At 60.3% G+C, this 24,493-nt stretch carries 21 protein-coding genes; 14 read left to right on the top strand and 7 right to left on the bottom strand.

What is annotated here, in order from left to right:
- Positions 1–105: 105 nt before the first annotated feature.
- Entirely contained in the window at positions 106–1,074 is a 969-nt protein-coding gene (locus P0D71_RS12075) for an AraC family transcriptional regulator (RefSeq protein WP_408186939.1), read from the top strand.
- Between the two features lie 18 nt (positions 1,075–1,092).
- Here P0D71_RS12075 and P0D71_RS12070 read toward each other — a convergent pair whose 3' ends face one another.
- The 3 genes from P0D71_RS12070 to P0D71_RS12060 all read right to left on the bottom strand — a co-directional run bounded on the left by P0D71_RS12070 (position 1,093) and on the right by P0D71_RS12060 (position 3,222).
- Positions 1,093–1,869, bottom strand: coding sequence for a molybdopterin-dependent oxidoreductase (locus P0D71_RS12070; RefSeq protein WP_091801887.1), 777 nt, complete (start codon positions 1,867–1,869; stop codon positions 1,093–1,095).
- On the bottom strand, positions 1,866–2,498 hold the full coding sequence (locus tag P0D71_RS12065) for a cytochrome b/b6 domain-containing protein (protein WP_091808738.1): 633 nt from the start codon (positions 2,496–2,498) through the stop codon (positions 1,866–1,868). Before P0D71_RS12065 ends, P0D71_RS12070 begins: the two co-directional genes overlap by 4 nt.
- Before the next feature lie 91 nt (positions 2,499–2,589).
- Positions 2,590–3,222, bottom strand: a complete 633-nt coding sequence (locus P0D71_RS12060) for a hypothetical protein (protein ID WP_091801884.1) — start codon at positions 3,220–3,222, stop codon at positions 2,590–2,592.
- A gap of 195 nt (positions 3,223–3,417) precedes the next feature.
- On the opposite strand from P0D71_RS12060, the gene P0D71_RS12055 reads away from it, so the two are divergent.
- Together P0D71_RS12055 and P0D71_RS12050 are read left to right on the top strand one after the other, a co-directional pair.
- Complete coding sequence (locus P0D71_RS12055) at positions 3,418–4,089, top strand: heavy metal response regulator transcription factor (RefSeq protein ID WP_091801881.1); 672 nt, start codon at positions 3,418–3,420, stop codon at positions 4,087–4,089.
- A complete protein-coding gene (locus P0D71_RS12050; protein WP_408480181.1) occupies positions 4,086–5,486 on the top strand; it encodes a heavy metal sensor histidine kinase in 1,401 nt (466 codons plus the stop codon). Before P0D71_RS12055 ends, P0D71_RS12050 begins: the two co-directional genes overlap by 4 nt.
- A 30-nt stretch (positions 5,487–5,516) precedes the next feature.
- On the opposite strand, the gene P0D71_RS12045 is transcribed toward P0D71_RS12050, so the two are convergent.
- The gene (locus P0D71_RS12045; protein ID WP_091801875.1) at positions 5,517–5,858 is read right to left on the bottom strand and encodes a zinc ribbon domain-containing protein YjdM; all 342 of its coding nucleotides are present in this window, start codon (positions 5,856–5,858) and stop codon (positions 5,517–5,519) included.
- Between the two features lie 270 nt (positions 5,859–6,128).
- Between P0D71_RS12045 and P0D71_RS12040 the strand changes: the two genes are divergently transcribed.
- Positions 6,129–6,431 (top strand): putative quinol monooxygenase, encoded by a 303-nt coding sequence (locus P0D71_RS12040; RefSeq protein WP_408480179.1) that lies wholly within the window; start codon positions 6,129–6,131, stop codon positions 6,429–6,431.
- Positions 6,432–6,458: 27 nt separating this feature from the next.
- On the opposite strand, the gene P0D71_RS12035 is transcribed toward P0D71_RS12040, so the two are convergent.
- Positions 6,459–7,946, bottom strand: coding sequence for a sensor domain-containing diguanylate cyclase (locus tag P0D71_RS12035; protein ID WP_091801871.1), 1,488 nt, complete (start codon positions 7,944–7,946; stop codon positions 6,459–6,461).
- A gap of 234 nt (positions 7,947–8,180) precedes the next feature.
- Here P0D71_RS12035 and P0D71_RS12030 point away from each other — a divergent pair, with 234 nt between their 5' ends.
- The 7 genes from P0D71_RS12030 to P0D71_RS12000 all read left to right on the top strand — a co-directional run bounded on the left by P0D71_RS12030 (position 8,181) and on the right by P0D71_RS12000 (position 19,073).
- Positions 8,181–9,113, top strand: coding sequence for a 2-hydroxyacid dehydrogenase (locus P0D71_RS12030; protein ID WP_408301306.1), 933 nt, complete (start codon positions 8,181–8,183; stop codon positions 9,111–9,113).
- A 272-nt stretch (positions 9,114–9,385) separates the two neighbouring features.
- Positions 9,386–12,310, top strand: a complete 2,925-nt coding sequence (locus P0D71_RS12025) for a molybdopterin-dependent oxidoreductase (protein ID WP_408301304.1) — start codon at positions 9,386–9,388, stop codon at positions 12,308–12,310.
- 25 nt (positions 12,311–12,335) lie between these two features.
- Positions 12,336–13,091: a 4Fe-4S dicluster domain-containing protein gene (locus tag P0D71_RS12020; protein WP_408186945.1), complete on the top strand. Its 756-nt coding sequence runs from the start codon at positions 12,336–12,338 to the stop codon at positions 13,089–13,091.
- Positions 13,092–13,111: 20 nt separating this feature from the next.
- Entirely contained in the window at positions 13,112–14,062 is a 951-nt protein-coding gene (locus P0D71_RS12015; protein ID WP_408301302.1) for a dimethyl sulfoxide reductase anchor subunit family protein, read from the top strand.
- A gap of 1,310 nt (positions 14,063–15,372) precedes the next feature.
- A complete protein-coding gene (locus P0D71_RS12010) occupies positions 15,373–16,362 on the top strand; it encodes a GlxA family transcriptional regulator (protein WP_408480176.1) in 990 nt (329 codons plus the stop codon).
- Between the two features lie 623 nt (positions 16,363–16,985).
- A complete protein-coding gene (gene galU, locus P0D71_RS12005; protein WP_091801853.1) occupies positions 16,986–17,867 on the top strand; it encodes a UTP--glucose-1-phosphate uridylyltransferase GalU in 882 nt (293 codons plus the stop codon).
- Positions 17,868–18,071: 204 nt separating this feature from the next.
- Entirely contained in the window at positions 18,072–19,073 is a 1,002-nt protein-coding gene (locus P0D71_RS12000) for a GlxA family transcriptional regulator (protein ID WP_091801851.1), read from the top strand.
- Positions 19,074–19,164: 91 nt separating this feature from the next.
- Here P0D71_RS12000 and rfbC read toward each other — a convergent pair whose 3' ends face one another.
- Positions 19,165–19,713: a dTDP-4-dehydrorhamnose 3,5-epimerase gene (rfbC, locus tag P0D71_RS11995; RefSeq protein WP_408480296.1), complete on the bottom strand. Its 549-nt coding sequence runs from the start codon at positions 19,711–19,713 to the stop codon at positions 19,165–19,167.
- 585 nt (positions 19,714–20,298) lie between these two features.
- Between rfbC and P0D71_RS11990 the strand changes: the two genes are divergently transcribed.
- Together P0D71_RS11990 and P0D71_RS11985 are read left to right on the top strand one after the other, a co-directional pair.
- Entirely contained in the window at positions 20,299–20,676 is a 378-nt protein-coding gene (locus P0D71_RS11990) for a hypothetical protein (RefSeq protein ID WP_091801846.1), read from the top strand.
- 76 nt (positions 20,677–20,752) lie between these two features.
- Entirely contained in the window at positions 20,753–21,142 is a 390-nt protein-coding gene (locus P0D71_RS11985; RefSeq protein ID WP_408480174.1) for a hypothetical protein, read from the top strand.
- A gap of 25 nt (positions 21,143–21,167) precedes the next feature.
- On the opposite strand, the gene P0D71_RS11980 is transcribed toward P0D71_RS11985, so the two are convergent.
- The gene (locus tag P0D71_RS11980) at positions 21,168–21,509 is read right to left on the bottom strand and encodes a hypothetical protein (RefSeq protein WP_408480172.1); all 342 of its coding nucleotides are present in this window, start codon (positions 21,507–21,509) and stop codon (positions 21,168–21,170) included.
- A 1,411-nt stretch (positions 21,510–22,920) separates the two neighbouring features.
- Here P0D71_RS11980 and P0D71_RS11975 point away from each other — a divergent pair.
- On the top strand, positions 22,921–24,447 hold the full coding sequence (locus P0D71_RS11975) for a mannose-1-phosphate guanylyltransferase/mannose-6-phosphate isomerase (RefSeq protein ID WP_408480170.1): 1,527 nt from the start codon (positions 22,921–22,923) through the stop codon (positions 24,445–24,447).
- Positions 24,448–24,493 lie beyond the last annotated feature (46 nt).

Here is a 24,493-nt window from a genome sequence, read left to right as displayed (position 1 = left end):
TACCTGAATGTCTTGAAGGTTTGCCTAAAACTCCTGGCGAGCAGCGCGATAGGTCGTTTGGTGCTAAATTTCAAGCATTATTCTCTTGCACGTCACTATACCGTCATGTCAACCCGTTCCGCTGAACCCGTCCCGCTCGATCCCGCCCAGCAGCGTGTGGTCGAATTATTCGACGTGCTCGCGCCCAACCCGGGCTTCACGCGCACGAGTCTCGAAGGCGTCAATCTGATGCGCGCGAATAGTCCCATGCCGCGCATGCCTGTCATGTACGAGCCGAGCATCGTGATCGTCTGCCAGGGACGCAAGCGCGGCTTTCTCGGCGATCAGGTGTTTCAGTACGACGCGCAGCAGTATCTGGTGCTCTCGGTGCCGTTGCCATTCGAATGCGAGACCGAGGCGAGCCCGGATGAGCCTTTTCTCGCCATCTCGGTGCGCGTCGATCTCACCATGGTGGCGGAATTGCTGATGGCGTTGAACGAGACGCAAGGCGCCGCGCAGCACGAACCCGTCGGCATCTATTCGACGCCACTCGACCCGGCGCTGTGCAACGCGGTGCAGCGTCTGATGGACGCGCTGGCTTCGCCGCTCGACGCACGCATTCTCGCGCCCGGCGTGGTGCGGGAGATCTGTTATCGCGTGCTGACCGGCGAGCAGGGCGACGCGATTCGCGCGGCACTCACGCATCAGAATCATTTCGGCCGCATTGCCAAAGCATTGCGGCGGATTCATGCCGATTACCACGGCGTTCTCGATGTCGATACGCTCGCGTCCGAAGCCGGCATGAGCCTCGCCGTGTTTCACGCGCAGTTCAAAGCCGTCACCGCCACTTCGCCGATGCAATACGTGAAGACCACACGTTTGCATCATGCGCGTTTGCTGATGGTGCAGGATGGTTTGAATGCGGGCGCGGCCGCGGCGCGCGTCGGTTATGAAAGCGCGTCGCAATTCAGCCGTGAGTTCAAGCGCCTTTTCGGCCTCAGTCCAGTGGACGAAGTGAAGCGCATGCGCACCTTGTACGATTCGCCGGCACCACGCGTGGTCAAACCGGTGGCGCGCTACGTCACCGCCGTGTGAGCGGGCAAACGGGCCGCATTACAAACCGCTGAACCAGTTGTAGCCCTGATCTTCCCAATAGCCGCCAGGGTTCGTGTTCGTCACGAAGATCGCCGCGATGTGCTTGGGATTCTTGAAGCCAAGTTTGGTCGGCACGCGCAGCTTCAGTGGATAACCGTATTTGGCCGGCAGCGGCTCATTGCGGAAATCGAGCGTGAGTTGCGTCTGCGGATGCAGGGCCGTCGCCATGTCGAGACTGGAGTAATAGCGGTCCGCGCATTTGAAGCCGACATAGCGAGCGCTCAGATCCGCGCCGATGCGCTCCAGAAACGTGCGAAACGGCACGCCGCGCCATTGTCCGATCGCGCTCCATCCTTCAATGCAGATGTGGCGTGTGATCTGCGAGACCTGCGGCAACGCGCGCAGCTGATCGAGATTCCAGCTGCGCTTGTCCGACACGAGCCCTGAGACTTCGAGCTGATAGGTCGAACCGTCGATGTCCGGCGCGTCGAACTCCGGATAGAACGCGTTGAACGGAAACGGATCGGTGATTTCGCGCGCGGAGTAGGTAGGTGCCAGCTTGTTGCGGTCGAACAGCCAGCCCTGCACGCGATCGTTCCAGCGCGACATGGCCCAGAGCACCTTGTCGACCGAATCGCCATCCTGCATGTTGCAGCCGGAAAGCATCGCCAGCGCGCCGATGGAAAGCGACGAGCGCAGAAACAGGCGCCGCTGCAGCCGCTCGATTTGCGGCTGATGATCGGCAAGGACGATGCGGGCTCGGCGTTCGTCGCCGTTGCGTTCAGATGCGCTCATGCCTGGGTTCCTCCATGCGCTGCATGCCGCGCGCGACCGGTCAGCATTGGCAGCAGCGTGCGCGGCACGAGCAGCACCAGCGCCAGATGCACCACTACGAAACCGACCACACCCGCCATCGCGATGAAATGCACGCGCCGTGCGAAATCGAAGCCGCCGAATAAGGCTGTGAGCCACGAAAATTGCACCGGCTTCCAGATGGACAGCCCCGACGCGACCAGCAACACGCCAAGAGCCAATACGATGAGATACAGCGCGCGCTGCACCGCGTTATATCTGCCGGTATCGTGCGGCAACTTGAATTGCAGCGCGAGGCTTGCGTCATGTATTACGTCGCGGGGATGAACCGGCAACAGCTTGCGCCGGAAATGCCCACCGCCGAGGCCATACGCGAAATACAGCAGGCCGTTCGCGCAGAGCAGCCACATCGCCGCGAAGTGCCAGGCGATCGAGCCGCCCAGCCATCCGCCGACGGTCGCCCACGCCGGAAATCTGAATGGGAAGAAGGGCGACGCGTTATAGATGGCCCAGCCGCTCATCACCATGCAGACCATCGCGAACGCGTTGATCCAGTGTGTGATACGGACGACGAGCGGGTGGAGGAGCAGGCGCATTTGCGGTTCGGGCATGGAAAGGATCGCGAGGCGAACGGGAGCTGGAAAGCCGCGCCATTTAAAAAAGCGCGGCTGCTCGAACAAACCGGAAAACGGCAATGTCGTGTTACATCGGCGGCGTTACGCCGTGCTCGCCCGCGGAGATGAAGTTGGCCGCCATCGAGCCGTCGGCTTCCTTGTGTGCGAACAGCACGACCTTCGCGCCCGGCACGAGCAGCGAGCGGTCACCCGGTTCCAGCGCGACGATAGGGACGTCTTGCGGAATCACGATCTTCTTTTCGCCGTCCTTGTACTTCACGGTGATCGTGCGGCCGTTGCTGACCACGAGCGAACCGACCGTACCGTTGGTCATCGAACTGTTGCCGCCGAGATCCCACGGACGGTGCCCTTCGCCGGCACCGCGCATGCTCGCGGGGAACACGTGGACTTCGAGTGCTTTCAGCGTGCCGTCCGCTTGCGGGATCGCGGCGGTGCCCACGTAGCTGTCCGGCTTGATGTCGTTCACGTCGGCGAGCACGACGCCGCGAATCGGCGTGTCCTTGGCGAGCTTCACGTCGACGTCCTTGCCGTCGCGCGTGTGGACCTTGAGCAGGTCGCCCGACAACGATGTTACCGTGCCGCGCACGCCGGTCGGCATGGCGTTCTGGGCGTATGCGGCCGGACCGGCGGTGAGGAACGCAGCGGCGGCGAGTGCCGGGGCGACGAAGGTGCGCAACGCACGCGCGGAAACCATCTTCATGAATCTGCTCCAGGTGGTGAACGATGGGGGCAGATTAGACTCGGGACCGGCTCCGGCGAGTGACAGATGGATGACAAAAACGTCATGAATGGCGCGCAACGGCCACGTAAAATGACCGGCATATCCACGTCCCGCATGTCAGCGAGCCTTCGAGCGAGCCTCCGGGCCGAAGCCCGAATTGGAGCACCGAGCACCATGAGCATCCTCGTCATAGAAGACGATCCGAAAACCGGCGACTACCTGAAGAAGGGTTTGCGCGAGAGCGGCTATGCGGTCGATCTAGCCCGCACCGGCACGGACGGCCTGCACATGGCGCTCGAAAATCCTTACGACCTCGTGGTGCTCGACGTGATGCTGCCTGGTATCGACGGCTGGGAAATCATGCGCGCGCTGCGGGCACGGCGCGATCTGCCGGTGATTTTCCTCACCGCGCGCGACCATGTCAGCGACCGTATTCGCGGTCTCGAACTCGGCGCGGACGATTACCTCGTCAAGCCGTTTTCGTTTACCGAACTGGTGCTGCGAATCCGCACGCTGCTGCGCCGTGGCGTGATCCGCGAGAGCGACGTGTTCGAGATCGCCGACCTGAAGCTCGACGTGCTGCGTCGCAAGGTGACGCGCGAAGGCGTCGAGATCCCGCTCACCAACAAGGAGTTCATGCTTTTGCATCTGCTCGTGCGCCGTCAGGGCGAAGCGCTGTCGCGCACGCAGATCGCGTCCGAAGTGTGGGACATGAACTTCGACAGCGACACCAACGTGGTCGACGTGGCCATCAAACGGCTGCGCGCCAAGGTCGATCATCCGTTCGAAAAGAAGCTGATTCATACGGTGCGCAGCATCGGCTACACCTTCGGCGACGGCTCATGAAATTCTGGACCGGGCGCTCGCTCACGGCTCGCACCACCGTGCTGTTCGCGTCGATTGCCTGCGTGGTGATCGGAACGTTGGGCGCGTATTTCTACCGCTCCGCGGAGCTGTCGTTGCAGCGCCGCGCCGACGTGGTGCTGACCGGGCGCGTCGAGCATTTCAGCCGGATTGTGCGCGATCTCTACTCGGTCGGCGAACTGAAGGACCGGCCGTTGCTGTTCGAGACCATGCTCGGCGCGGAACAGGACGTGCTGCTGTTTCGCCGTCCGGGCGAGGCGCCGTTTATCGACGTGAACCCGGGTGGCGTGGCGGTGCCCGCGTTGCAGGCCGGCGAGGAGGGCCGTCTGCCGACCTTTGCCGACATTCGCCAGACCCGGCTCGCCGACGGCGTGCCGGTGCATTGGGCGATCGCCACCGCCCGAGCGCGCGAAGACGGCACCGAGGTCGAAGTGATCGCCGGTCACCCGATGACGCAGGAAGTGCGCATGCTGGCCGCTTATCGCAACCGCATCCTGCTGGCCACGCTGATCGGCATGCTGGCCGCGACGCTGCTCGCCTATTGCGTGCTGCGCCGAGCGTTGCGCCCGGTGCGCGAGATTGCCACGCGGGCCGCGCAGATCAGCCCGGCGAGCCTGTCCGTGCGGCTCGACAGCGAGGCGGCGCCGCTCGAATTGCGCCAGCTCACGCACGCGTTCAACGCCATGCTCGACCGTCTCGCCGACGGTTATGAACATCTGTCGCAGTTTTCCGCCGACCTGGCGCACGAAATCCGCACCCCGGTTGGCGCGTTGATCGGGCAGACCCAGGTTACGCTCGCGAGGACACGCGAGCCCGAAGAGTATCAGCAGGTGCTTGAATCGAATCTGGAGGAGCTGAGTCGCCTCAGTCACATCGCGGAAAACATTCTGTTTCTTGCGCATGCGGACCATGCGGCGCTCTCAGTCGAACGTGAGCCGATCGACCTGCGCGAGGAACTCGTCAGGATCGCAGACTATTTCGAAGGTCCCGCCGACGAACGCGGCATGCGCTTCGTGGTCGAGGCAGACGGTGTGGCATGGGTGAATCCCATGCTGTGCCGGCGTGCGATCAACAACCTGGTCGTCAATGCGGTGCGTTACGGCGCGAGCGATACGGTGGTGCGTTTGCGCGGCTCGCAGGACGAAGAGGGCGCCACGGTGGTGGTCGAAAACGACGGCGCGCCCATTCCCGAAGAGCAGCTGGGGCGTTTGTTCGACCGCTTTTATCGCGCGGATGCGGCGCGCAGCGCGTTCACCGAATCGAGTGGTCTGGGCCTCGCGATCGTCAAGGCGATCATGCATCTGCACAGCGGCACCGCGTGCGTGGTGTGTCCGGCGCCGGGCGTGGTGCGTTTCGAATTGCGCTTTCCGGGCGTTTGAGCGCCGGCGTTCGCGGCCGGCGCTGTTCGCTCAGACCTTCTTCAGATAAGCGGCCTTCAGCATGAAGTTGCCGGCGTCCATCTTGCAGTCCACTTCATGATCGCCGCCCACGAGGCGAATGCTCTTCACCTTGGTGCCCATTTTCAGCGTGATCGACGAGCCTTTTACTTTCAGGTCCTTGATCAGCACGACCGCATCGCCATCGGCGAGTGGATTGCCGTTGGCATCCTTGACGACGCGTTGGTCGGCGTCGTCGGCGGATGCGGCGGCGTGGATCGGCCATTCATGCGCGCAATCCGGACAGACGTAATTGTCGCCGTCGGGGTAAGTGTTTTCCATTGCGCATTGCGGGCAGGCGGGAATCGTCGACATGATTGTGGTTCCGGACCGCGGTGGGCCGCGGATAACTTCAGGGTCCGCGAGTATAGCGGACGCGTGCCGGGACGCCGGTGTCCGGCACGCTCAATGCTGCGCTAGCGCAAACCGGCACGTTTAAATACCCGCCTGAAGGGCGCGTGGCGATGCCAAAGGAGCGGCGGACTATACTTTTCCGATAGCGTGGCGATCCTGCGTGTGCCGCCACGCTAGCAATGCATTTGTAATGCACGCCTATTGCCCGAATCTCACAGCAGGAGTTCTGTCATGGTCAAACTCGCCCTGTACGTTCGTCTTGAAGCCAGGCCAGGCAAGGAAAAAGAGATCGAAGCGTTCCTGCTCGGCGGCTTGCCGCTCGTCGAGGAGGAGCCGGGCACCATCGCATGGTTCGCCTTGAAGCTGGGGCCGTCCACATTCGGTATTTTCGATGCCTTCGCGGATGAAGGCGGCCGTGACGCGCACCTGAACGGCAAGGTGGCCGCCGCGTTGATGGCGAAGGCGGGCGAACTGTTCGCCTCGCCACCCAGTATCGAGAAGGTCGACGTGCTGGCGGCCAAACTGCCGGGCTAAACGAGCGGCGGGCCGCGCGACTGTTTGTCAGCGGCCTGCCGCGTCGCCGGCGCCGGCGGCCGGCTGGTTCGCATAGGTTGCGCGCTTGTCCTCATACATCAGCAGATCGGCGCGCTGCACGCCTGCTTCGAGCCGGTCGCCCCGTTGGCAGGTGGCCGCGCCCATCGAGAAGCTCAGCGGCGAGCCGGGATAGAACTGATTGTTCATCTCGACCAGTTGCCTGATTGCATCGACCATTGCGACGCCGCCGCGCTCGTCGGTGTCGGGCATGAGGATCGCAAACTCGTCTCCGCCAATGCGCGCCGCATGAAACGGCGTCTCGGTCGCTTTGGCGAGCACCTCGCCGGCGCGCCGCAGCAACGCGTCGCCTGCCGCGTGGCCGAGTTGATCGTTCACGCGTTTCAAACCGTTCAGGTCGGCCATGATGATCGTGACGGGCCACGGACCCTTGCGTTCAAGCCGGTTCAGTTCGTCCACGTAGAAGGAGCGGTTGCGCAGCTTGGTCAGCACGTCATGCTTGCCGAGGAACTCGAGATAGGCTTCGGCTTTCTTGCGCGCCGTGATGTCCGTGAGCGCCACCAACACCAGATCCCAGTTCTTTTCATGGCCGGGCAGCACGGAGAATTGCAGGTGCACGTGCACCTCGCTGCCATCGAGCGAATAGTTGAGCACCTCGCGCTGCTGGAACAGCTTGCCGTCCCACAGATCGATCAACTGCTCACGGAAATGCGGGCGCATGTCGTCGCGGAACACATCAGGCAGATGCGCCAGCAGCGTTTTCTTGTCTTTGGCCGCGAACATGTCCAGCGTGTGCTGGTTCACGTCGAGCACGTGGATTTCCTGCATGCAGCGCTCGACGAACTCGGGATGCACGTCGGTAAACACGCGGAAATCGTTGATGCCGGCCGCGCGCGCTTCGTCGAGCAGACGTTTGACCGCGCTGAAATCCTCCACCCAGAGCGATACCGGCGAATACTCGAACAAGCCGCGCACATACTGCTCGGCAAGCGTCACGCGATGCCGCGCGCCTTCCAGTTCGGTGATGTCCTCGACCGACACCAGCACCCGGTCCCAGTGCGCCTCGTGGCCGGGCAGCACGGCGCCTTTGAGCAGCACGTCGAGGCGCCGTCCGCCGAGCGTGTAGTTGACCGTCTGGCTGGTGAACTGCGATTGCCCGGCCCACAGCTGGCATAGCTCTTCCAGATGGGTCTTGAGCATGTCGTCGCGGAACACCGAGGCGAGATTGCCGTTGAGCGCGTCGAAATCGGCAGCCTCGAATTGGGTCAACGTTTTCTGATTGACCTTGATGACGCGGATGCTATGCGCGCATTGCGCGACGCAGCCCGGATTGGCGGCGAAATGCGCGCGCAGATCGGTCACACCGTCGGCCCGCCATGCGTCGAACAGTGCGCGCACGCCGCTGAAGTCTTCGAGCCACAGCGAGACGGGCGCGAGTTCGAACATCTCGGAATCGTCGTTGGCGGGCGCGGGGCCACGCGGCAGGATGTCCAGCATGGAGTTCTCGGAATCGGAAGTGCCGCTATTTTAAAGCCGGTTGGGCGGTCGCTGAAAAGAAAGACCGGTTACGCATCATTTTCGCCTCCGCCATTCAACAAGATAACGGCCGTATTCCAATTGACTTGAGGCGCGCCGGGGCGGCCCGGTCGCTCGCCTGCATGCCTTGGCGAGCCTTGCTACACTGGCTCGAAATCTATTCCGTCCATCCACGTTGCCGACGAAAGCGCCGACATGAAGCCATCCCTTCTGGTTCTGATCCATTTGAACGATGCAAGCCGCGCGAGTATCGAAGCGGCGTTCCACGTCATCTACGCACCCGACGCCGCCCAGCGAGCCGCCGCCATCGACGCGCACGGCGAGACGATTCGCGCCGTGCTGACCAACGGCACGACCGGACTCACCGCCGCGGAAATCGACCGCATGCCGCTGTTGCAACTCGTCAGCGCGCTGGGTGCGGGCTATGAAAACCTTGCCGTTGAACACGCCCGCTCACGCGGGATCGTTCTCGTCAACGGCGCGGGGACCAACGATCATTGCGTGGCCGATCATGCGTTCGCCTTGCTGCTCGCGGTCGTGCGCGACGTGCCGCAGCTCGATCAGGCCACGCGCAAGGGCGTCTGGCGCGACAACCTGCCGATGCGCCCGAACGTCTCCGGCAAGCGCCTCGGCATTGTCGGGCTCGGCAACATCGGCGAGAAGGTCGCGCGGCGCGGCGCGGGCTTCGAGATGGAGGTCGGGTATCACAACCGTAAGCCGCGTGAAGGCTCGCCGCATCGGTACTTCGACAGTGTGGAAGACCTCGCGCGCTGGAGCGACTTTTTGATCGTCGCAACGCCGGGCGGTGCGGGCACGCGTCATCTGATCGGCGCGGCGGTGTTCGAGGCGCTCGGGCCGCACGGCTTCGTGGTCAACGTCGCGCGCGGCAGCGTGCTCGACACGGCGGCGCTCGCTCACGCGCTCACGGCGCGGACGATTGCCGGTGCGGCGCTCGACGTCTACGAGGGCGAGCCGGATCCGCCGCAAGCTTTGCTGATGCTGCAGAACGTCGTGTTGACGCCGCACGTGGGCGGCCGCTCGCCGGAAGCAATCACGGCCTCGGTCGACAACTTTCTGAGCAACGCCACGCGGCATTTCGCGGGCGAGGCGGTGTTGACGCCGATCTGACGACCCGCGCTCGCGCATTCATCGCGGGGTCGCCATGTAGTGCCAGTCCGCTGACGAGCGGCAACGCGCCCGCCCGGTTTGCACGCCGGCGCGGCCGCCTTTTCTCGCTCGGTGCGAGCCGGCGCATCACTGAAAGGCAAACCAAAACTATCGGCGTGGCGGATACTTTCCGTCGAAAATGGCGATTTCCCTTGTGAGGTCGCCGCGCATAGGATGGGCGGTATCGCATCACCACTGCTTCGGCCCGCCCGAAGCCGCGACGGAGATCCCGCATGGAACACCACGCCCGCACGCAGAACGAACGTCTCGACGTCAAGACAACCACCTGCTACATGTGCGCCTGCCGCTGCGGCATTCGAGTGCATCTGCGTGAAGGCGAGGTGCGCTACATCGACGGCAATCCGGAGCATCCGCTCAACCAGGGCGTGATCTGCGCGAAGGGCGCCTCGGGCATCATGAAGCAATACTCGCCCGCGCGCCTCACGCGGCCGTTGATGCGCAAGCCCGGCGCGGAGCGGGGCAGCGCGCAGTTCGAGCCGGTGTCGTGGGAGCAGGCTTTCGAGGTGCTCGAAAAGCGCCTGGGCACGATTCGCGCCACGGACCCGAAGAAATTCGCGCTCTTCACCGGGCGAGACCAGATGCAGGCGCTGACCGGACTGTTCGCCAAACAGTTCGGTACGCCTAATTATGCGGCGCACGGCGGCTTCTGCTCGGCCAACATGGCGGCCGGCATGATCTATACGATCGGCGGCTCGTTCTGGGAATTCGGCGGCCCGGATCTCGACAGCGCCAAACTCTTCTTCATGATCGGCACGGCGGAAGATCATCATTCGAATCCGCTGAAGATCGCGATTTCGAAGTTCAAGCGCGCGGGCGGCCGCTTCATTGCGATCAATCCGATCCGCACTGGCTACGCGGCGATCGCCGACGAATGGGTGCCGATCAAACCCGGCACAGACGGAGCGCTGTTCATGGCGTTTCTACACGAACTGATTGCCGCCGACGCATGGGATCACGAGTTCGTGCGCCGCTATACCAACGCAGCGGAACTCGTCGATCTCGACGAAGCCAGCGAAAACTTCGGCCTGTTCGTGCGCGATCCTGAGCGGCCGGTCGGCAATCCACTGTTTCCGCAGAATCATTTGTGGTGGGATGCGGATGCCGCGCGCGCCGTGCCGCATCACACGGCGGGTGTCACGCCCGCGCTCGACGGCCGCTATACGCTCGACGACGGCACGCCGGTCACGCCGTCGTTCGCGTTGCTGCGCGAACGGGTGGCCGATTGCACGCCCGAGTGGGCCGCCGCCATTACCGGCATTTCGGCGGAGACGATTCGACGCCTTGCCGGTGAAATGATCCAGACTTGCCGCGATCACCGCATTACGTTGCCGATCCGCTGGACCGACGCATGGGGCGAGACGCACGAAACGGTCAGCGGCAACCCGGTGGCCTTTCACGCGATGCGCGGCCTCGCGGCGCACTCCAACGGCTTCCAGTCGATCCGCGCGCTGGCCGTGCTGATGTCGCTGCTCGGCACGATCGACCGGCCCGGCGGTTTTCGTCACAAGTCACCGTTTCCGCGTGCCGTGCCGCCGTCGGCGAAACCGCCGAACAGCCCCGACGCCGTCAAGCCGAATACGCCGCTCGCCACCGGTCCGCTCGGCTGGCCCGCCGCGCCCGAGGACCTGTTCATCGACGACCAGGGCGGCCCGGTGCGCATCGACAAGGCCTTCTCGTGGGAATATCCGCTGGCCGTGCATGGCTTGATGCACAGCGTGATTACCAATGCATGGCGCGGCGACCCGTACCCGATCGATACGCTGATGATTTTCATGGCCAACATGGCGTGGAATTCGTCGATGAACACGATGAAGGTGCGTGAGATGCTCGTCGACAAGCACGACGACGGCGAGTACAAGATTCCTTTTCTGGTGGTGTGCGACGCGTTCCAGTCGGAGATGACGGCCTTCGCCGATCTTATCCTGCCCGACACGACCTATCTGGAACGGCACGACGCGATGTCGATGCTCGACCGGCCGATCTCCGAGTTCGACGGTCCGGTGGATTCGGTGCGCGTGCCGGTCGTGCCGCCCACCGGCGAATGCAAGCCATTCCAGGAAGTGCTGATCGAACTCGCGTCGCGCCTGAAGTTTCCGGCTTTCACGACCGCCGAAGGCGCGCGGCGCTTTCGGGACTATCCCGACTTCGTCATCAACTTCACGACTTCACCGAATTCCGGCGTGGGCTTTTTGAGCGGCTGGCGCGGCAAGGACGGCGACAAGGCGTTGGTCGGCGAGCCCAATCCGCGGCAATGGGAGGAGTACGCGAAGAACAACTGTGTGTTCCATTACCCGCTGCCCGAGACGCTGCAATACATGCGCAACTGCAACGGACCGTATCTCGAGTGGGCGGTCAAAAACGGTTTTCGCAAGTTCAGCGAGCCGATCCTGATCCAGCTTTACTCCGACGTAATGCAAAAGTTCAGGCTCGCCGCGCAGGGCCGCACGAGCGGCAGGCAGCCGCCAGACCACTTACGCGCGCGCGTTGAAAAGTACTTCGATCCGCTGCCGTTCTGGTACGCGCCGCTCGAAAGCGCGGCCACCGACCTCGCGCGTTTTCCGCTCGCCGCCGTGACCCAGCGGCCAATGGCGATGTACCACTCATGGGACTCTCAGAACGCGTGGCTGCGGCAGATTCATGGCGAAAACTATCTCTACATGAATCCGTTGATGGCGGCCGAAAACGGCATCGCCGACGGCAGCTGGATCTACGCCGAATCGCAATGGGGCCGCGTGCGCTGCATGGCGCGCTTCAGCGAGACTGTGGAGCCCGGCACGGTATGGACGTGGAACGCAATCGGCAAGGCAGCGGGCGCATGGAACCTCGGTTCGGGCGCGAACGAATCACAGCGCGGTTTCCTGCTCAATCACCTGATCACCGACGAGTTGCCGGGCCGAGACGACGACGTGGCGCGACGCATGTCGAACTCCGATCCCGTGACGGGCCAGGCCGCATGGTACGACGTGCGCGTGCGCATCTATCCGGCAGAAGCCGACGCGCGTCACACACTGCCGCAGTTCGCGGCGATGCCCGCGGTGCCGGGTGAGAACGGCGTGATCTCACGCATCGTGCAAACCTATTTCGCGGGACGCGGGGAGTTCGCTGCGCGGCTGCGTGGCGCGTCGGGGCGCAAATAGCATAGTCAGCCGCAAGGAGCCTTTGATGACACAGATGGCATTGGTGATCGACCTGAACGTGTGCGTGGGGTGCCATGCTTGCGTGACGAGTTGCAAGGAGTGGAATACCTCGGGTGAGTCGGGCAGCCTCGCCGACCTCAATCCGTACGACGCCGATCCCTCCGGCACTTTCTTCAACCGGGTGCAGAGCTTCGAAGCCGGCAGCTTTCCCAACGCCGAGACGATCCACTTTCCGAAGTCCTGTCTGCACTGCGAGGACCCGCCGTGCGTGCCGGTCTGTCCGACCGGCGCGAGCTATAAGCGCAAGGAAGACGGGCTCGTGCTGGTGGATTTCGACCGCTGTATCGGCTGCAAATATTGCGCGTGGGCGTGCCCGTACGGCGCGCGTGAACTCGACGAAAGCCGCAAGGAGATGACGAAGTGCACGCTGTGCGTCGATCGGATCCACGATGAGAATCTGTCCGAACGTGACCGCCAGCCGGCGTGCGTGCTCGCATGCCCGACCTCCGCGCGGCTGTTCGGCGATATTCACGACCCGGACTCGGTGGTGTCGAAAGCCATCGAGGAGCGCGGCGGCTATCAGTTGATGCCTGAGTGGAACACGCGGCCGGCAAACCATTATTTGCCGCGCGTGCCGACGCAGGCCGCGGGTTGTGGCAGCGATTCGTGCTCGTGCAAATCGTCCGGCTCGATGTCGGAGCCGGTCCAATCGCCGGAATCGCTCGACGCGCAAATCGAGCGCGGTGAGTTGCATCTTGCGTCGATGGCGACGCGCATCTGAAACACCGATAGGACCTCACGATGAACCCCGCATTCTCCGTGGTTTTCCTCACCACCTTGAGCGGCGCGGCGCAGGGCTTGCTGATTGCGCTCGTCGGCGTGGAAACGGCCGCGCATCTCGGCCTGCTCGCGTCGCCCACCGATCCGTTCTATATCACCGGCGCGGCCGTGTCGGTAATATTGGGCGCACTCGGCCTGCTCGCATCGTTCTTCCATCTTGGCCATCCGGAACGTGCATGGCGCGCGATCGCCATGTGGCGAACCTCGTGGCTGTCGCGCGAATGTCTGTGCCTACCGGCGTTTCTCGCTTGCGCCTTTTTCTACGGCGTCGCCCATGCGTTTGCATCACCATGGGCGCTGGCGATAGGCTGGCTCGGTGTGCTGGCGAGCGCGGTGCTGTTCGTCTGTACGGCGATGATCTACGCGTGTTTGCGCTTTCTGCAGGAATGGGCCACGCCGCTCACGCTGGTCAACTTCGCGCTGCTCGGTTGCGCTTCGGGCTTCACGCTGGCGACAGCGTTGAGCGCGTGGCTCGCGCCCGCGCTGACCGCGGGGCTCGCCGTGTGCGCGTGCGGGTTGACGCTCGCCGGTTGCGCGAGCCGCTCGGCATCGCTCATGCGCAATGCGCGCTTGCGGCCGAAGTCGACGGTACAGAGCGCCACCGGTATTCACAATCCGAAGCTGGTGCAGGTGTCGCGTGGCTTTACCGCCGGTGCGTTCAATCTGCGCGAGTTCTTTCACGGCAAATCGGCGCGCACCCTGCGCGGTGTCAAATGGGGTTTTCTGGCGACGGCGTTCGTCGCGCCGGTCGTGTTGATGGCGCTCGGCGCGAGCCTGCATTCGATCGGCGCTTCGCTCGGCTTGCTGGCCGCCGCGTGTTTCGTGCAATACGCGGGGCTGGTCGCGGAACGCTGGTTTTTCTTTGCCGAGGCGAAGCATCCGCAGAATCTGTATTACGCGAGGGTTGGTTGAGGTGCGAGTCGGCGCGCTCTTGTGCGCTTACAAAAAATCTAATAAGACCAACCTTCATCTTTCCAGGTGCTAATGTGCTCTGTTCCAAAGATGACTGAGTAATTGGGAATCTTAAGCGATTGTATGGGAGAGACTGAAAATGATAGTCAATGAGCCCATCCTGTCGTACTCAAAGAGCCGCGACTTCACCTTTAGAACACCATCGAACCCTGGTTCGTCGACCACCATGGTTACGTTGTCTCCCACAAGAGGAAGCAGATGTGCCATCTGCGACCCAGTGGTACGGTAAGTACCAAAGCCGCCCGTGTATTCGTACACATACGTTACCTTCTCGTCCATACCTGTTCCGTTTACGTGTATCGAGTCCGATGCTCGTGACTTCCATATAGGAGGCACGAATTGAGCACTTGGATGCACGCGCGCGCAGTGCTGGCTGATGCATCGTCGACCCAATCGAGCGAACTCAAAAGAAGGGTCCAAGAAAAAAAGCCTGCCGCCCGAAGCGCGGCAGGCGAAATCGAGGGGCGGGGTTGCCTTGGAAAAGCGCCCCCTCGAAAGACCAAAGCACAGTCTAGTCGGTCGATGCGGGCAGCGGATGTGCATGGCGGATTGAGTCAAAATGTTGACTGAGGGGGACATGAGAAAGTGTCTTCCGGGCAGGAAACGACCTCGACGTTCGAGTGTGATACCGGTCACAGAGCCGCGGACGACTCGCCGTTCCCGGTGACGCATTTATGTCGACACGTATGCTTGTCGACCATTCTTCGCTACCGTTCGCTGCAGCGCGTACCCGTCTCGTTCATGAGAGTGTTCCCATGGCAAGGAGCGTGGTCATTTCGTAGAGTGGCTGCCAGGGAAACTGCATACGTGGCTCGGTAGTTTTGTTATAGGGAGTCCTGCCAATTCAGCGTGATCCGCATTGGCGAGCCACTATGCGCGATTAGCGACGATTGGCACGACAGGATCGTGGGGTGCGCATGCCACGCTGGTTGCGAGCGGCCGCCACGCACGCGGACTTCAAGTGTTCATCCAATGCTTTATGAAATTGAAAGCGTCAAATATAAATATTGGTGTTCTCAATAACCTGATTTATTTTTTGCGTTTTTCTGATTATTTTCATAAGGCTATTAAATTTATTGCTTTGGCGTGATCGCCTTATATGTTGTCTAAAGGATTGATCATATCCGCCAACATCTTGGTCGATTCAGCCAGAAAAATACGTCGCAGACCATCCTTATGTAGGATCAATCCGCATAATTAGTCAGACTCAAAGCAAATCGAAGCGGACAACAATTTCCGGGGAAAATCTGATGGGGTGTTTTTCAGTCGCTGACCGCAACAGCCCAATGGTACGTCACGTTTTGCCAGAGAGCGGCACCGCGAAACGTATCGGTATCGTTTTGTTTGGCGGCTTCGCCCTTCCCGAGGCAGCAGCGATCGCGGAGGTATTCCAGTCGGCAAATGCGCTCACCGAAGGGGAACAGTATGGCAAGACGCGTTACGACGTGAGTTTGTTGTCGGCAACGGGAGGCAGGGTCGCGAGTTCTTCATCGGTGTTCGTTTGGACCGAAAGCATAGGAGCTCAGCGCGAGTCAGAGCGCTTTCACGCCTTGTTTATTGCTGGTGGCGAAGGCGTGATCGATGCGCTGCGCGATGAACAGCTGGTTGCGTGGCTTCGGCGGACGCATGGGCGCGGGGAACTGGTATTCCCGATCGGTGAAGGACGAGCGTTGCTCGACGCCGCTGGTTTCGGACACGCAGCCGGTGTCAGGGGTGACGGCGAACGCGAGGGCGAAATCGCGCAGACTGGCGCTGGTAAAGGCTCTTCGAGCGCTTCCGTCAGCCCGTTTCGAACAGCTATTGCGGTGATCGAGGAAGATTTCGGCGCCGAGATTGCGCATCAGATAGCTGACTGGGTCGCGCCATCCGCGGATACCAGGTTTACGGCGATTGTGCGCAAGAGTGCTTCGATTGGCGTGAGCGAGAAGATCAAGGCATCGGCAAAATGGCTGGAAACGAACGGGCAACGCCATATTTCGATCGACGAGGCAGCGCAGATCGCGGGCATGAGCGAGCGTAATTTTCTCAGGCGCTTCAAGATTGAAATGGGTGTGACACCGTCCGATTACTTGCTGTACGTGCGGCTTGATATGAGTTGTCGCCTGCTTGTCGAAACTGATTTGCCAGTCGACAAGGTGGCGCGCCATTGCGGCATTGGATGCGGCGGCCGGCTAGCGAAACTCTTTCGCAAGCATCTAACGACAACGCCCACGGAGTATCGTATGCGCAAGCGGGTTTGATCGCGGAATCGCGTTCCTCTTCACGCCGTCTTCATTGATTGACCATGGTAGAAGTAATTCAAATTGTTTGTTTTTGGAAATTCCCGTGGTTTTCGTTATGCCTCGACTTTTCTGGTTAAAGTGACGCGAATCAGATTGCTGACAAAAAAATCAGTGTTCGTTGTGAATAATTTGCGCCGTGATAGTTCGGCGATATTCATTGCCCGCGCACAGCGAGGCTCGGCAAATTGGCTTATGTTAAAGCGATGTGCGAGGGCTTAATAATTGCTGGAGAAAATCCCTGAATTCAAGCTGTATTAACGGTCGAGAGCCAAAGGAAAGACCGGCGCGACGGCGAACTGATCGAGAGAAAATACATTGAGCAGGGCCGGTTCGGCCAAAATTCGAATCGCTTGCGCCATGCGCGGCTAAGTGACCCACTTCAGCCTTATGCTCCCGCTTCTTTGTTTCGACCCGCGTGAGCGGCAACATCCGCCGAACCACCGGTCCCGGCTTCACGCGTTGACCTGCGCGCATTTTTCCTCGGCGTATTCCGTTGAACGCGCCTCGCCTTGCGTGCCTATCCGTGGGGTCGGGATCAAGCACGCGCGATTTGGCCATATTAATGACACTCGGAGTCCCTCATGCTAAAAGTTACGAAGGCAGTATTTCCGGTAGCGGGTCTTGGCACACGATTTCTCCCTGCCACGAAGGCGAGCCCAAAGGAGATGCTGCCGATTGTCGATAAACCTCTCATTCAATATGCCGTCGAGGAGGCCATGGCCGCCGGCATCACTGAAATGATTTTCGTGACGGGTCGCAGCAAGCGCGCGATCGAAGACCATTTCGACAAGTCGTATGAGGTGGAGGCGGAACTGGAAGCGCGCGGCAAGGACAAGCTGCTGCAGTTGGTACGCAGCATCAAGCCCAGCCATGTCGATTGTTTTTACGTACGCCAACCGGAGGCGCTTGGCCTCGGGCACGCGGTGCTCTGCGCGGAGAAGCTGGTTGGCGATAGCCCGTTCGCGGTGATTCTCGCGGACGACCTGCTATACGGCAGTCCCCCAGTGTTGACGCAAATGATCGAGGTGTTCGATCACTACCATAGCTCGGTGATTGGCGTTGAGGAAATCCCGGCGCAGGATACCAAGTCCTACGGAATCGTCGACGGCAAGGAATGGGAAAAGTCGATCATCAAGATGTCGGGCATTGTTGAAAAGCCTGAGCCGAGCGTGGCTCCTTCAAACCTCGGGGTTGTGGGCCGATATGTATTGAAGCCGCGCATTTTCAAACATCTGCGCGCAATCAAGCCGGGAGCCGGTGGCGAACTCCAGTTGACAGATGCAATCGAGTCGCTGCTCGCCGATGAGCAGGTGCTGGCATACAAGTATCGCGGCACACGCTTTGACTGCGGCAGCAAAATCGGCTATCTGAAGGCCACAGTGGAATTCGCGATGCGCCATCCTGAGGTCGGTGCCGAGTTTCGTGAGTACCTCGATGAGTATCTGTCTCTGTCGCCGTTGTGAAATCGTCAGCGTGTCCGGACTCGGTGCTCGCTTGCACGGTAAGAATCCGCACGTGGGCGACCGAATCCGACCCGCCAATTGGATCAGCAGAAGCACGGTCATCCGGACAGCCAGCCATCAGTTTTATGCAGAGCGCCTGTGTACGATTTCCCAAACGGCCCATATGTAGCCGTGGGCGGCCAATTATCTTCAGAGGATGGCTGGATGGCAGGTTTCTTTTCCCGTGCTAGTCGCCATGCGGCTCAGCCTCAGGTGTTACATGGCGTTCGCTCGGTGAAACGCATCGGGATAACTCTTTTCAATGGATTCGCGCTGCCGGAGGCCGCCACGGTAGCGGAAATCTTTCAGTCGGCTAATGCATTCTGTACCTCCATGCGCATTGGTGGCCCGCTCTACGATGTTCATTTGCTCTCGGTAGGCGGTGGAAGAATAGCGAGTTCATCGTCGGTGTTCGTCTGGACCGACAGTATCGAATCACGCGGTCGCGCTGACGATTTTCACGCACTCTTCATTGCCGGCGGCGCCGGCGTTCAAAACATGTTAAGCGAGGAGCGTCTCATTGCATGGCTGCGCTGGCTCGACTTGCGAAGCGAAAGGATTTTTCCAATTGCCGAAGGACAGTTGCTTCTGGATGCCGCCGAATTCCCGAGCAAGTCCCGCAAATTCGGCCTTGGCGAAGACGCTCATACGATTGACCAGCGCGGATTGAAAGTGTCGATTCCACACCGATCCAATACTCCGCTGCGTGGAGCACTTACGATAATTGAAGAAGACCTTGGAGCAGAAGTCGCGCGCGAGATCACAGGAGTGGTCAGATTGCGCTTTGAGGCGCAGTTTACTGCCGCGCCAAACAAAAACGTGCTCGGCGTGGTGAGCGAAAAAATTCAGTCTTCGGTGCAGTGGCTGGAGATGAATTGCGGCAGGGCGATCACGATTGAAGAAGCGGCGCAGTTCGTCGCGATGAGCGAGCGCAATTTCCTGCGTCGCTTCAAGATGGAAATGGGCGTGACGCCGTCAGACTATCTTCTCTACGTTCGTATCGATAGGTGTCGCCACCTTCTGTCGGAAACGGATCTGCCTGTCGACAAGATCGCGCGACGTTGCGGTATGGGCAGCGGCGGCCAACTCTCGAAAGTATTTCGCCGGTATCTTGGCGTGACGCCGACCGAGTACCGTGCGAGCAAGCGCGCTTTCAACCCGGCTTGAGGAGGTCGCGCCCAGGTTCGTGAGACCGGCAGTGGGAGAACCAGTAATCGCTCAACGGGAAGGGCGTTCAAGGCGAGAATGGCGGCTCTTGTCAGTACACTTCAGCCATGCTGAAGCGAGTACCCACGGAATCGCGCTCCGACGTGATCGGCGCCGTTTCCAGATCCCACTCAATAGCGATATCCGGGTCGTCCCACTGCAGCGTGCGTTCGTGCTCCGCTAAACCGCGTTCGGTAGTCTTGCCAAGAACCTCCGCCACGTCGGACAGCACCAGAAAACCGTGCGCGAAGCCGGGCGGAATCCATAGCTGATGACAGTTGGCAGCCGAAAGTCGCGCGCTGATATGACGGCCGAAGCTGGGCGACCAACGGCGCAGATCGACGGCGACGTTCACGACTTCTCCATTGACGACGCGCACCAGCTTTCCCTGTGGCCGTTGAATCTGATAGTGCAGACCACACAATACGTTGTGGGGGTAAACGGTATGACGTTCCTGCACAAAACGATAGCCACGCGCTACGTGTTCCTCGAATTCCTCCTGATCGAAGCTGTCGAACGAAATGCCGTTTGCATCGTGAACAATGCGTGGCTCGATCAGTTTGACGTCGCGAATTGCCGTGTGCTTGACCTGGATTGCCATTGTGACGAATAGGATGAAGAATTGCGGACACCCTGCATGGCGTTCTGCGGGAGGTGCTGTTCGTTCTGTGCGATAGCGCCGCGTGTGTACTGTCGATCTCGGCAGCGGGCAGCCACTGGACGGCGCCTTCGGTGCGCCGTTATCCATATCGATTGCCTGCGAAACGGATTGGAGGCCAGTTCTGATGAGCCCCCGGAAACCACATCGCGGGAGTACCTATCTGTTAAGCCGTTAATCTTACAAGTGGCCGTTTATCCTTGATCGCCAAAAGTTTGGTGTGATACGCCATTTGCGTATTTCGGCAAGGGGAGCCGATCGGCATCGTGCGATGCCAGGTTGTGTGATCGGCAAAGTCCCGACCCCTCACCCGCGAATTTCGAAGCTCGGCGGAATCCCTCAATGTTTTGGCGGACCCGATCAGATTGTCCATAGGACTATCCGTCGCGTGATAACAAATCCGGCTGGCGTTAGGCATTTACCCGTAGGCGGTGGAGTGGGTCGGCTTCATCCATTGCATACCCGGGGCGCCATGCTCATTTCCAAAAGCACGCGACCAACTGGGCGCGTCCACTTAAGTCACCAATAATGAACCGTCTGCTCGAATTAGATCTTCAGGCGCGTACGGAACTGCTCGCCTATCTGGTTGCGTTACAACTGGTCGCACGCCAGAAAACCGGCCAGTGGTTGAAGCCTGGCCAACTGATCGAATCCACTCGACTGTGGCTGCGCCTGAATGGCCGTCGCGCCGATTGGCTGCAGCGTGTGACGCTGGCATGCCGTACGCAACGGCTGGCCGAGCAACTCGAGCGAACCTCGCCGGAGCGGTTCGACGCACGCAGTCTGGCGCGCATGTTCTTTTGCGGCGTGAGGCTGGACTGGCGCTCCCAGGTGGTGATCGAAATCTTCGTCGCGTGTGTGGCGAATCTGCCCGGAGAGATCGTCTTTCACAGGCAGGGCGGTTGAAAGGAATGCGAACCCTCGCAACAGAGTAACTCGCTGCACGCCGCATGTGCGACCTAGCTAATTCCACTGACTCGACATGTCCTGGTCAAATTACGCCGACACTCGTTCTTGTACTGAACTTCTAACCTATCTCGTCGTGTCTCAATTGTTGAGGCATCATCTAACCGGAAAATGGCTGACCGCCGAGCACGCAGCCGAATTCACACATTTGTGGATGTATGTGAATGGCCCGCTTGATCTGCTGGCGCGCGTATCGTTGGCCGGCCGTTCGGAAGCACTCGCAGCGAAAATGTTGCGTGAATCGAAGCAGTTGTTCGACGCCAAGGCCCTTGCGGAGGCATTCGTCGGTTCAGGGCATCTCGACTATCGGTCTCCCGTGGTAGTCGCCGTTCACCAAGCCTGCAGGCTGCAGGTCACGTCAGCATACAAATGCACCGAACACCAGTTTTGGTGCGACGCGGATTAGGGCATCGGCTATTGCAAGGAATGCGCTAGATCAACGCGAGAAGCGCTGCAGCGGTTCTATCAAATGCATTGACCGTCGCGTCGCTATTGGCAAGCGCGGTCATGTTTTTCCGATTTGCTTCCAGAGACGAAATGAAAGCGCCGGTGAGAATCGCGCGTTGCTCGGCGGGCAAAACATCGAGAAGCGAGCTCTGGAAGCTGAGCAGAGCGAGGATCTGGCCGTGCAGGGAGTCGATAGTCGGTTCTAACATGTGAATCTCTATGCGGTGAAAAGGCGGCGAGCTGGCCGCTGTTGAGATGATGACGCGGTCATGAGCGCGTAGCCAAATCCTTGTGCCACGGTGGGGCAGGACAAGGCGTCCTCTCATACGGGCCTGCTGGCTACCGTACTGTACACACCACTGCGGAGAGCTATGTTCCCTTTGGCGGATTGAGCCACATCTTTGACGGATGCGTTTAGGAAACGGATGTCGGCTCGGCGTTCGTGCGACGAAGGATGATCGTGTTATGCGCAGTGAGCGCGAAGCATATCTGGACTATGAATGAATAAGACGGATACGGCCAAATGTTTGTCATGAAACGGGACGCGCCGGCCGCTAGTCTTCAAGAACCTCAATCGCTGGTTCTAAGTTGGTGAAATATATGGTAATTGTCCTTTCGATTCTCGCAAATCTCTGCTTCGGTGGGGCGATCGCCTACCTGCTTTTCAGCGTGTTTTCCGCGTTGAAGGTTGGGCGCCGGCACTTCCAGACATTGATATTTCTTGAGTTTCAGCCGCATCGGGCGCGTGGGAACTGGGAAGCATCGCGGGCGAGGCTCATGATCCGCTTGCGGCTATGGGCAATTCTCGGCGTGTTGATTGGAATTGGGTCTCTGACCGCGGCTCTATCGTTCCCTTAAAGGCCGTCGCTGAGAGGTCTTTCTGCGGCCTTCTCTTGTCTGCAGTCGCCAATAGAATTGGCGCCGGACGGCCAGAATGTGGGCCATGACCTGCATGGATAACTCGCTAAAACGCACCGGCCACCGAGGAATCTTGCGATCCATAAGATGGCGCGAGAGGAAATTTTGAAGTGCGGAAAAAGCGATTGCTTCCGGGATTTGCAGCTTCCTCTTGCCAATACATGGATGCATTCGTGAGATCGGGATGGTGCCTGATTCAGGGCATGGCAAGCGAATGGGCTAAAACGCCAACATGTTGGCGTTTTCCGTCAGTCGCTCAAAGTCAGAAGATGGCCTATGTATGATGCACTGCAACTGAGGTCGGGGTACTTGTAGAAAGTGAGCGGTTGGGGCGACACCCGAAATACGAAAGGGAAATCTCGATTTTCTTGCTGATAACACGACCACTAACAGCGTTATCAGTGAAAGAGAAATGAGCATTGACCGATTGGATTGGGGCAGGTCGTTAGCCGGACGATCGCGAACGGATGCAAAAGCAGGTTCGGCCTTCAAGTTGAACTCGCTCGCGCGATAGGCGGGCGGAAGCCGGAAGTGGCTGGAGACGCCACGAACACCACATCGGTAAGCCCACCGCCGACGCTGTCGTGACGATGGGCAAGTCCCTTTTTTTGGAACCACGAACTACCCCCGTTGCTGGATCACGATGACCAGTACACGAAGGGTATGGCATCGCATTGTTTGATCTGCTGTCTAAATGCTCGCGTAACCGAGTGCTTGAGTGTTGACTGGAATCAGCGGTTGAGTGACAAGAAGTGACTGATGCAAAGAAAAAAATGCTCTGTGAATCTGTTCAAGCCGGAACTACGAATAGGACTGCATATGCTGAACACCTCAACGGATGAAGCTGTTGTGCGCGCTGGTGACAGCAGGTCGGTTCCGACGGAACAGGAGTTCTCCGCGGCGTCCGTCCGGCTTGTTCCGGTGGTGCTCGCAGGTGGCGCCGGTTCACGGCTGTGGCCCATTTCGCGTGAGCAGTATCCGAAGCAGCTAATTGACGTACTCGGTTCGGAATCGCTGCTGCAAGCTACCGTGCAGCGGATGAAAGGTTTCGGCGCGCACGGGCGATTGGTGGGTGCTCCGATTGTTATCTGTGGAGAGGAGCACCGTTTCGTGACGGCGGAACAGTTGCGTGAACGGGGTGTCGAGGCGCGCATCGTGGTGGAACCGGCTCGTCGCGATACTGCACCTGCACTGACGTTGGCGACCACGACTGCGTGCGCGGATGGAGATGATGCGATTGTGCTGGTCATGCCGGCGGACCACGCGATCGTCGACGTCGCTGCTTTCCAGGTGGCAGTCGCTCAAGCCGCAGAGCACGCCGAGCGCGGTGCGATCGTGGCACTGGGCGTGCCGCCCACGCGTGCCGAGACGGGCTTCGGCTATATCAAGCTTGGCGACGAGATTAGTGGCGAGGCGCATCGCATCGAGCGTTTCGTCGAAAAACCCGCAGCGGAGATCGCTGCCCAATACGTGGCGTCGGGTCAGTACTGGTGGAACAGCGGCATCTTTGTTTTGCGCGCGAGTGTATGGCTTGCGACGCTCAAGCGCCTCCAACCGGCAATGTATGACGCGTGTCTTCAAGCGCAGGCGCAGGGTTCCAGCGACGCTTCGTTCTTCAGGCCGGGCGCTGAAGCATTCAAGTCGTGCCCGGCCGACTCGATCGACTACGCGGTGATGGAACACCTCGGGGCGCAACAAGGCATGGCGGAAGGTGTCGTAGTGCCGCTCAGCGCGGGCTGGTCCGACCTCGGTTCGTGGGATGCGGTCTGGGATGCACTAGAGAAAGACGGTGACGGAAATGCTTCCCATGGTCGGGTCGTTTTCGAGGGGGCCACGTCCAGCTTCGCTCGTTCGGAGAAGCGTCTGATCGCATGCGTTGGCGTGAGCAACGTGGTGGTGGTTGAAACGGACGACGCCGTGCTGGTGGTCGACCGTTCCCGTGTTCAGGAAGTGAAGAGCGTGGTCAGCCGGATGCGGGCATTGCAGGCCCCTGAAGCCGAGGTTCATCGCAAGGTTCGACGCCCGTGGGGTTATTACGATTCGGTCGATCATGGCGAGCGCTTCCAGGTCAAGCGGATCCTGGTCAATCCCGGCGGTCGCCTGTCGCTGCAACTGCATCACCACCGCGCCGAGCATTGGATCGTGGTGAGTGGCACTGCTTTGGTCACGCGTGGGGACGAAGAATTTCTGTTGAGCGAGAACCAGTCGACTTTCATTCCATTGGGCGTGACGCATCGACTCGAGAACCCGGGGAAGCTGCCGCTCGAATTGATCGAAGTTCAGTCCGGGCCGTATCTCGGTGAAGACGACATTGTTCGTCTTGATGATACATACGGGCGGGCGTGACACTTCGGTTACGCACGCTGTCCACCTTCTGGCGGGGAGATCACAA

The sequence above is a fragment of the Paraburkholderia sp. RL17-383-BIF-A genome (genome assembly GCF_046028015.1).
In the GTDB taxonomy this organism is placed as follows: domain Bacteria; phylum Pseudomonadota; class Gammaproteobacteria; order Burkholderiales; family Burkholderiaceae; genus Paraburkholderia.
The sequence above is the reverse complement of the archived record's forward strand: the minus strand, read 5'-3'. Positions and strand labels throughout refer to the sequence as shown.